The organism is Ruegeria sp. HKCCSP346, assembly GCF_017872595.1.
Lineage (GTDB): Bacteria > Pseudomonadota > Alphaproteobacteria > Rhodobacterales > Rhodobacteraceae > Ruegeria.
Map to the genome: position 1 here is coordinate 224,316 of NZ_JAEDOT010000004.1, position 13,812 is coordinate 238,127.

The following is a 13,812-nucleotide window of genomic DNA, read 5'->3' on the forward strand; positions in this document are numbered from 1 at the left end:
GCATGTAATGTCGGGGCCAAAACCTGACCCGGAAACCGAAAAGCCGACGTCGCTGGGCATCTATGATCGCCCGAAGACTCCGGCTGTCACCGAAATCGAGATTGCCGCACTGGTACTCAGCCTGATCTGGCTGGTGGTGTCGGTCGTCTTTCTCGTGCTGCCCGGTCAGGGGCAGAACGGCGGCTTTGTCGTCGCCTTTCTGGCCGTGTTCATGCCCGTGGCGATGATCTGGGTTGCGGCCACCGCGATGCGCGCCAGCCGGGTGATGCGAGAGGAAAGTGCGCGGTTGCAAACGGCAATCGACGCGATCCGGCAGGCCTATGTGGCGCAGCAGCAGCGCGCCTCCAGCACCTATGAACCTGCGGTGACAAAAAAGCTGGATGAAATCGCTGCGGCCACACGGAAAACCGAAGACGCCTTGGCAACGTTCTCGACCAAACGCACAGCGCGCTCTGCAACGGCCGCGCAGAGTTCCGCTCAGGGCGACCAGACCTCGTTGGAGCTGGGCACACCTGCGGAAGAGATCACACCGCCGCTGAGTACCGAGGTTTTCATCCGCGCCCTGAACTTCCCCGAAACGCAGGATGACACCGAGGGGTTCAATGCGCTGCGTGTTGCATTGAAGGACCGCAAGACGGCACAGCTTGTGCAAGCTTCGCAGGATGTTCTGACGCTGCTCAGCCAGGAAGGCATCTACATGGATGACCTGCGGCCCGACAAGGCCCGACCAGAAATCTGGCGCCAGTTCGCCCAGGGCACACGCGGGCGCGCCGTGGCGGCGCTGGGGGGGGTACGCGACAGATCCTCACTTGCGCTGACGGCAGCCCGGATGAAACAGGATCCGATTTTCCGCGACGCCGCGCACCATTTCCTGCGCCGGTTTGACAAGATGATGGCCGAGTTCGAACCCACGGCAAGCGATGCGGAACTGAGTGAACTGGGTGAAACCCGAACGGCCCGCGCATTCATGTTGCTGGGTCGCGTGGCGGGCACGTTTGATTAATCCGCCCCGACAATCCACGACATTTTGGTCGCGCTGCTGAAATTGAACAGATACTTCAGCGGTCCGGTTTTTTCTTGACCCACAGGCTGGAACCCCTCGCGCTCGTAAAGGCTGCGGGCGCGGGGGTTCGTGTCGATGACATCAAGCTGAACCTCTGACATGTTGTGATTGCGGGCCTCGGACTTGATGGCATTCAGCAATGCCGTGCCTACTCCTTTGCCGCGCGCCTCGGCAGCGACAAAAATACCATCCATCTGGAACACGCCCGGTTTCAGTTCGCGCTCCAGCACGCTCAGAACCAAGGCGCGCCAGGTCGCCCCGAACCAGCCATAGACCCGAGCCAGATCAGACATATTGCCCCCCGCAAAAGAGCCGTCGCGTGTCTTGAAACCTGCCAGCCCCAGCATCCGGCCCGCTTTATCCCGTGCAACCAGCGCGAAATCCGGGTTCAATGCGATTTCAAAGAAAGCCAGTCCTTTTTCGTCCGGCCCCATGACTTTGCCCAGCTTTGCCGCAAATGCCTGCCAGAACAGTACCGCCGCTTGCGCGCGTTCCTGATCGGCGAACCCTCTGGAAATCGTGACCGTCACAACCCGAAACTTCCATAAGGAAGGAACCGGACCATATCGCCCGGTTTGACATGGCGCGCACCGTCCTCGATTTCAACCAACCCTTCAGCCCAGCTGAGGCCACTGACCCGGCCTGATCCTTCCGAGTGGAAGACCTCGGCCCGCCCGTCCCGCATTCGGGCGCGCAGATATTCCCGGCGACCGGGCTTCTTGCGCTTTTCAAAGGCGGCAGGCACTTCGAAACCTTGCGGTTGAGCCCAGCCTTCGCCGGACATCAGCCCCAAGGCCGGACGCGCGAAGATCAACGTACAGACCATGGCGGCGACCGGATTTCCGGGCAGGCCAAACACCGGCACGCCAGACCACAAACCCAAAGCCAGCGGCCGCCCGGGCTTCAACGCAATGCGCCAGTGCTGCATCGCTCCGGCCTGACGCAAAAGGGCCGAAACATGGTCTTCGTCACCCGCTGACGCGCCGCCACTGGTCAAAATCACATCCGCCTGCTCTGCGGCCTGATCCAATCGATCCCGCAAGGCGTCCCGATCATCCGAAACACGCCCCATATCCACGGGTACGAACCCCATACGATCGATCAAGGACAGCAGCATCGGGCGATTGGCGTCGAAAATCTGACCCGGACCAGCGTTCTCTCCGGCTTCGACCAATTCATCGCCCGTAGAGACCACGGCCACGCGAAGCGGTTTGCGCACGTTGACTTCGGCAATCCCCACGGCAGATAGCAGCGCAAGATCGGCAGGGGTCAGCCTGCGCCCGGCAGGAAGGGCGATATCGCCTGCGGCCACATCTTCTCCCGCGCGCCGTGTGTTGGCGCCTTTTTTCAGCGGGCCGTAGAAGGCTATGTGGCCGTCCTTGACCGTGACATCCTCTTCCAGAATGACCGTGTCGACACCGGCGGGCAGCGCCGCCCCCGTCAGCACGCGCAAGGCCCGGCCTTCAGGCACGTCACCGTCGAACGGGATCCCTGCCGCCGCGCGCCCGTCAACCAATGGCATGATCTGTGGGCCATCAGGGGCGGGACCGGCAAACCCGTACCCATCCACGGCCGAATTCGGTTGCGGCGGATTCGAGCGTCGGGCGACCACATCCCCGGTCAGAACGCGCCCGCATGCCAGGGTCAGCGCCATCGTCTCAGACGCGGTAATCGGGTGCAGCCTGTCACGCAAACAGGCCAGCGCCTCATCCACCGGTGTCCAGTTGACCCCGGCGGGCAACGCGAAGCAATCGTTCCGCAACGGGGGCGGGGCTATGTTCGGCTTGTCCTGAGGTACACCCAATATCCAACCTTCCTCTGCCGCTGAGACGTTCAATTGCGCATCCAACTCCTGCTCTGTCAAACGCGACAGAGTCAAGGCGACCTGTTCAACCTGCCAGGCATCCTTGATCCGCCCATCCGGTGCAGCGCCAAGGGTCAAAGACGGCCAGATTTCCACAAAGGCAACAGGTTTATCCAGCGGCTCGAATGGCCAGACCGAGATTTGCCCGGCAAACCGGTGGCGAAGCCGGTTCAGAATCGGCAGCCCCATCATGACTTGGCCACCAACCGCGCCTGCCCCTGCCATCTGCCAGCAGGTGAAGCTTCCTTTTGCCAAAGTCTCAACGACACGACGGTTCGGGAACGGGTTGGAATAGTCCGATTTGGTACGCGGCAGGCCCTTAATATCTCGGCGCAATCCATTCATCCAGAACGGACCACGGCCGCCAAACTGAAGGTTGATCCGACCCGCCAGATCAAAGCGGTTGTTGGCCTTCGGAGAATCCTCGACTTGTTGGTCGAACCAATCCCACAACACCAGCGGATCGTCCGTTCCGGTCATCGCCCGTGCGAAGCCGCAAGGATATCCAAAAGGAAAATCGAACCCAAGAAGCAGACGGCGACCGGCCTTAAGCTCGGCCCGGATCAGAGCATCCAACCTCTGCTCGGCTATCCGCCTGTTGCGCAGGTATTCGGGGTCAAACGCTTTTCCGTTTCGTGAAATGCAGGCCCAGATCGCATCCTTGCGCGGGGTCGGCCCGGTGTCGTTTCCGCCAGACCAATCCACCATTGCAAAGGTCTGGAACAGGCTCACAAACCAACCTCTTTCAGGATGAAGTCAGCAATCCCGGCAGTATCGTCCAGATCATAGACCGGGCGGTCCAAATCCAGCGGAGTGTCGCTGGCCACGGCGCGGATGGTGCCATTTTCAGGTGCCATCAGCACATGGCCCGCCGCGGCGCGATACGCTTCGATCTTGGGGTGGACCTCGCGCTTGAACCCTTCGACCAACACCAGATCGATCGGCGAGAGCCGCGCCAACAGCTCGGCCAGCGGCGGTTCAGGCGCGCCCCGCAGTTCCTGCATCAAAGCAATGCGTTGCCCCGAGGCAAGCAGCACCTCGCTGGCCCCCGCAACGCGGTGCCGGTGACTGTCGGTGCCCGGCTGATCCACATCGACACTGTGATGCGCGTGCTTGACCGTAGAGACCGTAAAGCCCCGGCCTGTGATCTCGGCCACCAGCCGTTCCATCAGCCCGGTTTTGCCGGCATTCTTCCAGCCCGTGACGCCATAGACCCTCATGCCTGCTCCAACAGTGTTCGGGCACGATCCAGATCTTCAGGCGTGTTGACGTTGAAAAACGGATCAAACGGGTCGGCGCAAAACAAAGCCTCGCGCCCGTCATGTTTGTCAGCCCACAACACCACCTTGCGCAACCCGTCCATCAGCGCCGCCCGCAGATCATCGCGCAGCGCCACGGGCCAAAGCCCAAATGTCGGGTGTCGGTTGACTCGCTTGCCGCCACCGGATTTGTGCGCCTCGTCGCCCGAACGCGGCGTGGTAGCCAAAACCAACGGGTGTACCTGCCCTTCCGCAGCTTGCGTCAGTCGCGCCACCAGATCGCGCGGGAAAAACGGCGTATCCGCAGCAGCTGTCACGATGCTGTCCGCCCCCTGCTCTGCCGCCCAGTCGAGCCCGGCCAGCACACCGGCCAGAGGCCCGGCGAACCCTTCGATCGTGTCAGGCAGGACGGGCAGGCCCAGATCAGCGAAGCGCTCAGGGTCGCCATTCGCGTTCAAGGCCAGCCCACTTACCTGTGGGGACAAACGGTCAATCACATGGGATAGCAGGCTCTGCCCCCCGATCTGCAGCAAACCTTTGTCGCCACCACCCATACGTGTGGCCTGCCCGCCTGCAAGAATGACGCCAAGCGGTTTCGTCATGATGGGTCCTCGATCTCCGGCCATTTTTGGAATTTCTCCAGCGGTGAAAAAATCCAAACCCCACTACCCGCACCCAGCAAAATGAAACACAGGCTCACAGGAAGTCCGGAAAAGTCGGCCAAAACATGGCTCAAGCGAATGAAAGCGAAAAAGAGCACCAAAACCGCCACAGGCGCGAAAAACAACCAGAAAAAGCACCGATACCTGCGAAGTGATCGTCTGATTTCGTTTGGCAAAACGACTGAGTCTGGCAAACCTTGAAGAAGGGTACGTTGCAACACGGCGCTTTGTTTTTGCACCGCCAATCCCCAAGCTGCCCATCCCATCCGGAATGGGGCAAACAGGTCGAATGTGCCGATGTATTCTCTTGCCTCCCACCCCAATCGATCCAAAGTTTCTTCGTCCAACCGTGCCATGCCCTCTACGATTGCCCGTTTGCTGCGTGCGTAGTTTCGTGCAGCAAGAATGCTCAGCGGCAAGATACTGACTGCAACAACAAACAAGAAAAAAAGTCTAAGGGTTTCCAAAATCATCCTGCACTTTTCCGGCGGTGTTTCCTGTCTTCGACAGCAACGGTTGACGGGTCCACGTCGCGCAGCAGGCGATCCTCACCCGACAGGCACACAAAGCGCTGGCCGCGCATCCGCCCGATCAGCGTCAGCCCGACCTCGCGCGCGATCTCGACGCCCCAGGCGGTGAAGCCCGAGCGGGACGCCAGTACCGGAATCCCCATCATCGCCGATTTGATCACCATTTCGGATGTCAGGCGACCAGTGGTATAGAGGATCTTGTCCTCGGCACTTTCTCCTTCTGACAGCATCCAGCCTGCGATCTTGTCGACGGCGTTGTGGCGGCCCACGTCCTCCATATAGACCAGCGGGCGGTTTTCACGGCACAGGACCGTGCCGTGAATCGCTCCGGCTTCGAGGTACAGCGACGGAGTGCGGTTGATCTTCGAGGCCAGATCATACAGCCAGGAAGTTCGCACCTGAACCTGTGGCAGTTGTACGTCTTCCAGGCCCTCCATCATGTCGCCAAACACAGTACCCACGGCACACCCACTGGTGCGGGTCTTTTTCTTCAGTTTGTCTTCATAAGATGTTTCGCGCGCGGTTCGGACGATCACGGTTTCAAGGTCGTCGTCATATTCCACGCGCGTGATTTCATCATCCGACAGCAGCATCCCCTGATTGCGCAGAAAGCCCAGCGCAAGATATTCGGGATAATCGCCAATCGTCATCGCCGTCACGATTTCCTGCGAATTGAGAAAGATCGTAAGCGGGCGTTCCTCGACCACAGATATCTGGCTGATTTCACCGTTCTGATCCACACCCTCGACCGCTCGGGTCAGGCGCATCGCAGCCGGATCAGGGGCGATAAGATAGTCCGACAGATCGAATTCCGTGGCCAATTGCAACCCCTTCCCAAGACAGTTACTGCTGCATGAATCACCATAGGATTTAGCCATGGCCTCTGCCACATCCAAGTCATACTTCTGGAAAGGTTTTCGGGATGGGACGCCGTTTGTCTTCGTCGCCGTGCCCTTTGGCCTTCTGTTCGGTGTTTTTGCGACCGAAGCCGGGTTGACCCTTGTCCAGACGATGGCTTTTACATCGACCGTTTTTGCAGGTGCCGCGCAATTCGCGGCGTTGCAATTGTTGCAGGACAACACCCCGACCGTGATCATCATAGTCTCGGCGCTGGCTGTGAATCTGCGTATGGCGATGTATTCCGCATCACTGACACCTTACCTGGGTTCCGCGCCCATGTGGCAGCGTGCCTTTGCGGCATACCTGACCGTGGATCAATCTTATGCCTGCTCGATCGTGCGGTTCGAGAAAGAGCCCGACCTGTCAGTGCCGCAACGGATGGCTTATTTCGTGGGCTCTGTCACGCCGATCACACCGCTCTGGATTCTGGGCACTTATCTGGGCGCAGTGCTGGGTGCGCAAATACCGGAAAGCTGGGCACTGGATTTTGCCCTGCCGATCACCTTTCTGGCCATGATAGGGCCGATGATGCGGACCTTTGCACATGTGGTCGCGGCCCTTGTGGCCATTGCGGTATCTTTGCTGACCGTCGTAATCCCGTTCAATCTGGGCCTGCTGATCGCCGGATGCGCTGGAATGATTGCCGGAGCACAGGCGGAACTGATCCTCGAACGTAGAAAGACGCAGTTATGACTCAGCCCGATTCCGTCACCATCTGGGCCATTATCATCGGGCTTGCCATCGGCAGCTATGCGCTGCGCTTTGTCTTTATCGGTTTTGTGGGTGATCGCCCGATGCCGCCTTGGCTGCTGCGTCACCTGCGATATACAGCAGTGGCCATCCTTCCTGCATTGATCGCACCGCTGGTCGTTTGGCCCTCTGCCACCGAAGGGCAGCCTGATCTGCCACGTATGTCGGCGGCAGCCGTTGCCCTGGCGGTGGGAGTGATCAGCAAAAACGTGATAGCGGCCATCTTTTCCGGGGCCGCCACGCTCTATGGTCTGCTTTATCTACTGAGTTGAGACAGCGTCGAGCTGGTTGAGACGCGCATTGTTTGCCGCCAGCCCCTTTTGCAGATCCGCATCGTCATTTTCCCGATATTCTTCGGTCACGACGCCCGGAATCTGCGCGAACTGTTCCGACAGGTTCACCGGATAGAACGTCACATCAATCTGCTCGAACCCCGGTACCTGCTTCAACAGTTGGGAAGTCGAGTTGGTGCAGAACGCGCCAGCGACCGGACCGGATTGCTTTGCCAGTTGCAAGGCGATTTCAGCCTGTTGCGGGCTCACCTGAATGGTCTGTATGCGGGCATAATGTGTCTCGCGCGCGTGCGAGCTGCGATAAGCTCGTTCGACCGCCGGGGTAATGCCGTAAAGCACATCATCCTTCACCGGAACCACATCCGCCCGGAACGAACCGGCAGGGTCAAAGATCACCCGCTCGCTGCCCGAGATCATCAGCGACGTATGCGCGCCCGATCCGGTGCGTGTGTTGATCATTGTGTACAGCGTCAGGGTCGCTGGCCCCGGATCACGGTAGGACCGGGACACGATTTCGTTCCGATCCGCCTGTGGTCGGTTCGAATTGGCGCAGCCCGCCACTGTCGCTGCCAGCAAGCAAGCAATCAATATCCTGAGCAAGTCAGCCCCCGAAACAATTAGGAGGCGAAAACCGCCAGGAACAGGCAAAGGAAGGCAATGGCGACCACACACCACGTGGTGGCTTTGATGAAACCGTTGAATGTCTTGGTTTGGACCGTGATGTCCATTTCGCCGTGCTTGTGTTCAGCCATGAGTCTCAGATTCCCAATTCGCGTGTTTGATCTGTTGGATAATAGAAAACAGAACGCCTGTCACCACGTCATTCGCGCGCAGGACGCTGTTACTTGAGAACCGAACAACCGGGATACCCGAACCCCCACCGCCAGGGCAGGCCGCTGCACGGCCCGCCACCGAATCGCACCGCCCCGTACATTGCATCCGCAGTGATCGCGTGCACGCTGCGAATCTGTTCAGGCGACATGTCGTACTGGTCGGCATAGTCCTCGGCATGGTTGTCTCCGTGCTGCACCACACAGGCGTGCAAGGCGTCATCCGCTGCCAGACGTGCCTCATAGCTTTCGCTGGCTGTCTCTGCACCGCCAGCATTGTGATATGCCCGGTCGTGGATGACGCAGCAGTACTCCCACGGCGGGTGCTCTTGATATAGCGCGCCAACCTGTGGGAATTGCTTTGCCACCCAGCGCCAACTGGCTGACAACCCGCCTGAACAGCCATCGGTTTCAAACGGCGTCAGTTCGGCGTCCTTGCTTTGCTCGATCAGGGCGCGGTGGCCCGGCATCTCAAATCCGCGCATCAGATCCTGTGCCCATGCCGACAGTGGCAGCAGAGACAGAAACAGCGCCATGTTAAGGACTTTCATCGCGCATTGCCTCTGTATCGACCTGCAATCCAAAGGTGGTTGCCAGCCACAGCAACAGCCGCTCGCCCGGCCCCATTTCAGCGCGGACGCGCAAAACCTCATTGGCCATGGCCGGGCGGTCGGTAATCAAACCATCCACACCCATCGAGGCCATCCTGGACATCTGCAACGGATCATTCACCGTCCAGACATAGATATCCTTACCAGCGTCCTGCACTTTGCGGATCAGCCCAGGTGTAACCATGCCTGCATTGACGGCGACAAATTCACCTTCCAGCCCCGACAGATCCCCAATGGCCGTGGCCGCCAGCACACCAGAGCGCCAGTCGGGCCGCAACTTTTCCATCTTTTGCACGGCCGGGTATTTCAGCGACATGGTGGCAACGTCGTTCTGCATCCCTAGCTCTTCGACAAGGCCGATCACCCGATTTTCCAGATCGACGTCGTGACCATAATATTTCAGCTCGATAAGAACCTTCGACTTGCCCTTGGCCGCTTCCAGAACCTCTCGCAGGGTCGGGGTCCGCTCTGCGGCGTATTCCGGTCCGAACCAGCTTCCGATGTCGATATCAGCAACATCCTGCATCGTCGCATCCCAGACCTTCAGGTTGACGCCGGCCAACTTCATGAAATCGCTGTCATGGGCCACGACAACTACATCATCCGCCGTTTCCTGAACGTCAATCTCAACCCAGTCCGCACCATCCTCGATCGCTTTCAGGACCGAGGCCATTGTGTTTTCAGGTCGCAAAGCCGCAGCGCCCCGATGGCCGATGACCTCGGCTTGATCCGGCGCCTGCACGCGTTCCAGCAAGCTTTGCCCAAGCCAGAAGCCCACGCCCAATGCGGCCAAGGCCGTCGCGACAGTGACAAGAACCGGCACGCGAATCCTTCGGGGTTCGGGATGGGGAACGTCCTTGGTCTCAGCTTCAAAGAAGCCGTCCAGCAAGACCGCCAATGCGCCCAGCGCCGTCGCCGCCAGAACCAACCCCGCCAGGGACCAAAGCCCCGCAATGATCAGGCTGAGGATCAACGCCAGTCTGAGGCTGCCGCCTTCCTGCAAGGGCACAACTGCAAACAACAGACTGGCCACCGCCGCAATCAAAGCTGCAATCACAAGCCGCAGTCCCAGCCAAAGGGCAAGCTCGATCTTCAAACGCCCGCGCTTGCCTTCCATCTTTTGTTCGCTTTTCGCAAATGCTCCGCGTGGTGAGGCCCCCTCGAACAGGACCAGATGCAACGCCAGCGCCCATCCCGACAGACGGCGGATCAACACCCATGCCAACGCAAGAACGACAAGCCCGATCAGTACCACGGCCACCTGAAAGGCCGGAGGGTGGAATGTCAGGTAATAGTTGATGTCATATTCCGTCAGCGTCCACCATGCGATCAACCCCGCGACGGCCACAAACGGCAGGGCAAGCAGCAGGACGCGCAGGATGAACCGAACGGCAAATCCGAACAGCGCCGGAAAGCGGGACAGGTTCAGTGCCAGTGCCGCACTGCCTGCGCGCCAAGGGTCATTTTCTCCCATACGCAAGGACCCGGCCATGACCGCGAACACAATAACCTCAGCCAGCAAAAACAGACTGAGCACCGCAACACCCGCAATGAACCCTGCCGGAGACAGCAGGAACATCGCAATGTCCTGATCGGTCAGAGCGGTCTGATTTGACAGAGAGACCGCCAGATTGACAGCCACAGCCACACCCGGCGCGATCAGCGCCACCAGCAGCAAGCGCACAGCGACATAAATTGGCACAAAGACCCGGCGCCGTTCCCAGGCACCTGCATAGGCATGTGTTACTGCTTGAAAAAATCTTGTCACGTGGGCGCCTCCGGACTGATGCAGTCATTCAAAGGCGCGCAAGCGTGAATTGCAAGTCAGCTGTCTTCCAGATCCGCCGCCAGACGGAAACCGATGCGGTTGGCGGGTTTGTCCTCGACCGATTTGGGCAGGGCGCGCAGCATCACGTTCAACTGGCTGACATGCTGCACCAATTGCGTGCGGGCCCCGGTTCCGTCGGATCCGTAAAAGGTGATCATGTCGGGGTCGAAATACCCCATCCCTTCGATCCGCATGACGCCGGCATCGCCGCCGGTAAAGCCCATCGCGACTTCGTGATCGCCGTCCAGAGTCTTTTCAAAGTTCTGGATATACATGATCAGACGCTCGTAAGCCCATTGCGCCGGGCTTTTGTTGGCAACAGGCTTCTTCAACCCCTCGGGCAGGTCCTTGGCCCCGGATTCGGCATTGGGATCCGCGTGCACCTCGTGACACCGCGGCAAAGCGGCGGCTTCGGCAGCCTCGGCCGAGGTTTCGATCTGGTCCTGCATTCTTCTACCCTTTGCGCTGGTACAGCCATGCCCCGTCAGCGCGTTGCGTCCGGGTTACCGCACCAATGTGGTAGAGATGATTCACATGCGCAACCGCCTCGACCAGCGCAAGCCCATATTCGCCTTCGCGGATCGTGCGTTTGAACAGGGGCAGAAAACAATCTGCGGCCGCTCTGGGTTGATCCAGATGTTTCAACAGGCGGCCCAACGCGCCGTGGTGGTTGTCGATCAGCTGTTTCATCCTCAGCGGCAGGCCCGAAAACGGCAGCTTGTGCCCGCCCAGAACCAGATGATCGGGCCGGGCAAGCGCCTGCAACCGCTCGCAGGCTTCCAGCCACGCTGAAACCGGATCGGCCATCGGTTCCGTGGCATAGACGCCCAGATTGGGACTGATCGAGCTGAGAATCTGATCGCCGCTCAACACCAGATTGTCGTCACGGCTCCAGAAGGTGGCGTGTTCCGGCGCGTGGCCATTGCCCATATGCACATCCCAGTCGCGCCCTCCCATTCGGATCACGTCGCCCTGCTTGATCCGGGCAAAGCCCAGCGGCATGGGGTAAACCGTGTCGGCAAAGTTGAACGGACGATCCTTCATCCGCGCATTTAGAACCTCGGGTGCCATGCCGGCGCTGCGATAGAAATCAAGCGTTTCCTGCGGCCATGTCTCTTGCACATCCAGCGTCAGCATCCGCGCGAACAGCCATGAGGTGCGGCTTGTGACCAACTCAGCCCCGTGTTCCGACTGAAACCACCCGGCATTGCCGACATGGTCTGGATGATGATGCGTCACCACAACACGGGTGATCGGTTTGCCTTTCAAAGGCCCGCCCATCAGGGTTTCCCAGATACGCCGCGTCTTGTTTGACGACAGCCCAGTGTCAATCACCGTCCAACCTTCGCCATCGTCCAGCGCGTAGATATTGACGTGATCCAGCGCCATCGGAAGAGGCAGGCGCATCCACAGTACACCCTCGGCAACTTCGACGGCTTCGCCCGGCGCGGGCGGTTCAGCCCACGGATATCTGATCCCCGATACGCGATCCCCGTCCATCACGCCGCCAACTCATCCGGGCTGAGCGAAAAGAGGTCACCCGCACCGCTTTGCACCCGCGTCAGAAGCCCGGAATGCTCGGGCAACAAGGCGTTGATGTAGTAGCGCGCCAGTTTGGCCCGCGGTCCTTCCGGATCGGCCAGTGCCGCGGACAGGTGATAATGCCCGCCAAGAACCCGGGCAAACGCCTGAAGATAGGACGTTGCGCCTGCAAATCGGTCGTTCATGTCGTCTTGTGCCACCAACCATTCGGTTGCCTCGCGCAGGGTTTCTGTTGCTTCCCACACTGGACCGGCCAGATCGGGCATCGTCGCGCGCGCGCGCTCGGCCTGTTCTTCGATCTCGTCCAGAAGGTTCGACGCCGCCTCGCCCCCGTCCATCATTTTGCGTGCAACAAGGTCCATGGCCTGAATGCCGTCGGTTCCCTCGTAAATCGCGGTCACGCGAACGTCGCGGGAATATTGCGCCGCGCCTGTTTCTTCGACAAAGCCCATTCCGCCATGCACCTGTACGCCGGTTTCGGCCACGCGTATCCCGGTCCGGGCCCCAAAGTTCTTGCCGATTGGCGTCAACAACGCGGCCCGCGCGGCCCAATCGGCGTCGCCGGTGGCTTTCGCCATGTCAATCGCGGTCGCATTGGCCAGAAGAATAGCCCGAGCGGCAAAGATATCGGCGCGCATATCCATGATCATGCGACGCACATCCGCATGATCGATGATCGTACCAGAAGGCGTCCTGCCCTGCTTGCGTTCCAGCGCATAGGCCAAAGCGTGCTGATAGGCGCCTTCCGCAACGCCCACACCCTGGCCACCCACGCCCAGGCGGGCGTTGTTCATCATGGTGAACATGGCCGCCATACCGCCATGTTCCTTACCGACAAGCCATCCTTTGGCGCCGTCATATTGCATCACGCAGGTGGGTGAGCCATGCAGGCCCATCTTGTGTTCGACGGAAACAACCTTAAGGTCGTTGGCCAGGCCGGGATTGCCATCCGCATCGGGGATGTATTTCGGCACCAGAAACAAGGAAATGCCCTTGGTGCCGGGCACACCATCCGGCAGACGGGCCAGAACCAGATGGCAGACATTTTCAGCAAAGTCGTTGTCGCCCCAAGAGATGAAGATCTTCTGCCCGGTCACCGAGTATGTGCCATCACCATTTGGCTCGGCCTTCGAGGTCAGCGCACCCACATCCGATCCGGCCTGAGCTTCGGTCAGGTTCATGGTCGCAGACCACTCACCCGAAATCATTTTGGGCAGATACAGCGACTTCAATTCGTCGCTGGCGTGGTGTTCCAACGCCTCGATCTGGCCCTGCGCCATCAGCGGAGCAAGTTGCAGCGAAAGGCAAGCGGCGCTCATCATCTCGTTCACGGCAGTGGTGACAGCCATCGGCAGGCCCATTCCGCCGAATTGGGGATCAGCGCTGATCCCGATCCACCCGCCTTCGGCAATCGCCTTCCAGCCATCGGCATAACCCGGAGAGCTGCGCAGCACGCCATTCTCAAGCCGAGCCGGTTCCAGATCACCGGCACGCTGCAACGGGGCCAGAACCTCTTCGCTCATCTTGGCCGCTTCGGTCAGGATGGCCGTGACGACATCGGCGCTGGCATCTTCGAAAATCTCGGTGGCGGCGACCTGGTCGAACCCGACGACATGGTCCAGCAGAAATTGATAATCTGAGATTGGGGCGCGATATGGCATGATTTCTCTCGGGGTCTAA

The 13,812-nt window shown here is 59.8% G+C and carries 16 protein-coding genes; 3 read left to right on the top strand and 13 right to left on the bottom strand.

The genetic code is table 11. The features are described 5' to 3' along the window. The first annotated feature begins 7 nt into the window (after positions 1-7). A complete protein-coding gene (locus I9185_RS13980) occupies positions 8-1,003 on the top strand; it encodes a hypothetical protein (RefSeq protein ID WP_171634986.1) in 996 nt (331 codons plus the stop codon). Here I9185_RS13980 and I9185_RS13985 read toward each other — a convergent pair. The 6 genes from I9185_RS13985 to fdhD are packed head-to-tail and all read right to left on the bottom strand — an operon-like array spanning position 1,000 to position 6,205. Next, entirely contained in the window at positions 1,000-1,593 is a 594-nt protein-coding gene (locus I9185_RS13985; RefSeq protein ID WP_348539745.1) for a GNAT family N-acetyltransferase, read from the bottom strand. The genes I9185_RS13980 and I9185_RS13985 overlap by 4 nt on opposite strands. Next, positions 1,590-3,635: a gephyrin-like molybdotransferase Glp gene (gene glp, locus I9185_RS13990; protein ID WP_210093397.1), complete on the bottom strand. Its 2,046-nt coding sequence runs from the start codon at positions 3,633-3,635 to the stop codon at positions 1,590-1,592. Before glp ends, I9185_RS13985 begins: the two co-directional genes overlap by 4 nt. 20 nt (positions 3,636-3,655) lie before the next feature. Further along, a complete protein-coding gene (gene mobB, locus I9185_RS13995) occupies positions 3,656-4,147 on the bottom strand; it encodes a molybdopterin-guanine dinucleotide biosynthesis protein B (protein ID WP_210093349.1) in 492 nt (163 codons plus the stop codon). Then, positions 4,144-4,788, bottom strand: a complete 645-nt coding sequence (gene mobA, locus I9185_RS14000; protein WP_210093350.1) for a molybdenum cofactor guanylyltransferase MobA — start codon at positions 4,786-4,788, stop codon at positions 4,144-4,146. The genes mobB and mobA overlap by 4 nt, the downstream gene beginning before the upstream one ends. Then, positions 4,785-5,321 carry a hypothetical protein gene (locus I9185_RS14005; RefSeq protein WP_210093351.1) on the bottom strand — a complete coding sequence of 179 codons (537 nt, stop codon included), beginning with the start codon at positions 5,319-5,321 and terminating at the stop codon, positions 4,785-4,787. The genes mobA and I9185_RS14005 overlap by 4 nt, the downstream gene beginning before the upstream one ends. Further along, positions 5,318-6,205 carry a formate dehydrogenase accessory sulfurtransferase FdhD gene (fdhD, locus tag I9185_RS14010; RefSeq protein WP_171635177.1) on the bottom strand — a complete coding sequence of 296 codons (888 nt, stop codon included), beginning with the start codon at positions 6,203-6,205 and terminating at the stop codon, positions 5,318-5,320. The genes I9185_RS14005 and fdhD overlap by 4 nt, the downstream gene beginning before the upstream one ends. Positions 6,206-6,254: 49 nt before the next feature. On the opposite strand from fdhD, the gene I9185_RS14015 reads away from it, so the two are divergent. Further along, the gene (locus I9185_RS14015) at positions 6,255-6,971 is read left to right on the top strand and encodes an AzlC family ABC transporter permease (protein ID WP_210093352.1); all 717 of its coding nucleotides are present in this window, start codon (positions 6,255-6,257) and stop codon (positions 6,969-6,971) included. After that, positions 6,968-7,300 carry an AzlD domain-containing protein gene (locus I9185_RS14020; RefSeq protein WP_171634997.1) on the top strand — a complete coding sequence of 111 codons (333 nt, stop codon included), beginning with the start codon at positions 6,968-6,970 and terminating at the stop codon, positions 7,298-7,300. Before I9185_RS14015 ends, I9185_RS14020 begins: the two co-directional genes overlap by 4 nt. Here the strand turns inward: I9185_RS14020 and I9185_RS14025 are convergent. The 7 genes from I9185_RS14025 to I9185_RS14055 form a co-directional block, all read right to left on the bottom strand. Then, the gene (locus I9185_RS14025) at positions 7,289-7,921 is read right to left on the bottom strand and encodes a hypothetical protein (protein ID WP_171206074.1); all 633 of its coding nucleotides are present in this window, start codon (positions 7,919-7,921) and stop codon (positions 7,289-7,291) included. The genes I9185_RS14020 and I9185_RS14025 overlap by 12 nt on opposite strands. Before the next feature lie 17 nt (positions 7,922-7,938). Continuing rightward, positions 7,939-8,073 (bottom strand): aa3-type cytochrome c oxidase subunit IV, encoded by a 135-nt coding sequence (locus I9185_RS14030; protein WP_050604020.1) that lies wholly within the window; start codon positions 8,071-8,073, stop codon positions 7,939-7,941. Between the two features lie 89 nt (positions 8,074-8,162). Continuing rightward, complete coding sequence (locus I9185_RS14035) at positions 8,163-8,702, bottom strand: hypothetical protein (RefSeq protein ID WP_171206075.1); 540 nt, start codon at positions 8,700-8,702, stop codon at positions 8,163-8,165. Continuing rightward, positions 8,689-10,530, bottom strand: a complete 1,842-nt coding sequence (locus I9185_RS14040; protein ID WP_171724288.1) for a glycerophosphodiester phosphodiesterase — start codon at positions 10,528-10,530, stop codon at positions 8,689-8,691. Before I9185_RS14040 ends, I9185_RS14035 begins: the two co-directional genes overlap by 14 nt. 56 nt (positions 10,531-10,586) lie before the next feature. Next, positions 10,587-11,039: a DUF6173 family protein gene (locus tag I9185_RS14045; protein ID WP_170346311.1), complete on the bottom strand. Its 453-nt coding sequence runs from the start codon at positions 11,037-11,039 to the stop codon at positions 10,587-10,589. 4 nt (positions 11,040-11,043) lie between these two features. Next, entirely contained in the window at positions 11,044-12,090 is a 1,047-nt protein-coding gene (locus I9185_RS14050; protein WP_210093398.1) for an MBL fold metallo-hydrolase, read from the bottom strand. Further along, positions 12,090-13,793 carry an acyl-CoA dehydrogenase gene (locus I9185_RS14055; RefSeq protein WP_171635005.1) on the bottom strand — a complete coding sequence of 568 codons (1,704 nt, stop codon included), beginning with the start codon at positions 13,791-13,793 and terminating at the stop codon, positions 12,090-12,092. Before I9185_RS14055 ends, I9185_RS14050 begins: the two co-directional genes overlap by 1 nt. Between the last annotated feature and the right edge of the window lie 19 nt (positions 13,794-13,812).

Excerpts from the sequence above, each read along its gene's own strand:
- I9185_RS14050 (WP_210093398.1), bottom strand. The coding sequence starts at position 12,090 with ATGGACGGGGATCGCGTATCGGGGATCAGATATCCGTGGGCTGAACCG.
- mobA (WP_210093350.1), bottom strand. The coding sequence starts at position 4,788 with ATGACGAAACCGCTTGGCGTCATTCTTGCAGGCGGGCAGGCCACACGT.
- I9185_RS14035 (WP_171206075.1), bottom strand. The coding sequence starts at position 8,702 with ATGAAAGTCCTTAACATGGCGCTGTTTCTGTCTCTGCTGCCACTGTCG.
- glp (WP_210093397.1), bottom strand. The coding sequence starts at position 3,635 with ATGGTGGATTGGTCTGGCGGAAACGACACCGGGCCGACCCCGCGCAAG.
- I9185_RS14005 (WP_210093351.1), bottom strand. The coding sequence starts at position 5,321 with ATGATTTTGGAAACCCTTAGACTTTTTTTCTTGTTTGTTGTTGCAGTC.
- I9185_RS14055 (WP_171635005.1), bottom strand. The coding sequence starts at position 13,793 with ATGCCATATCGCGCCCCAATCTCAGATTATCAATTTCTGCTGGACCAT.
- I9185_RS14020 (WP_171634997.1), top strand. The coding sequence starts at position 6,968 with ATGACTCAGCCCGATTCCGTCACCATCTGGGCCATTATCATCGGGCTT.
- I9185_RS14015 (WP_210093352.1), top strand. The coding sequence starts at position 6,255 with ATGGCCTCTGCCACATCCAAGTCATACTTCTGGAAAGGTTTTCGGGAT.
- mobB (WP_210093349.1), bottom strand. The coding sequence starts at position 4,147 with ATGAGGGTCTATGGCGTCACGGGCTGGAAGAATGCCGGCAAAACCGGG.
- I9185_RS14045 (WP_170346311.1), bottom strand. The coding sequence starts at position 11,039 with ATGCAGGACCAGATCGAAACCTCGGCCGAGGCTGCCGAAGCCGCCGCT.
- I9185_RS13980 (WP_171634986.1), top strand. The coding sequence starts at position 8 with ATGTCGGGGCCAAAACCTGACCCGGAAACCGAAAAGCCGACGTCGCTG.
- I9185_RS14030 (WP_050604020.1), bottom strand. The coding sequence starts at position 8,073 with ATGGCTGAACACAAGCACGGCGAAATGGACATCACGGTCCAAACCAAG.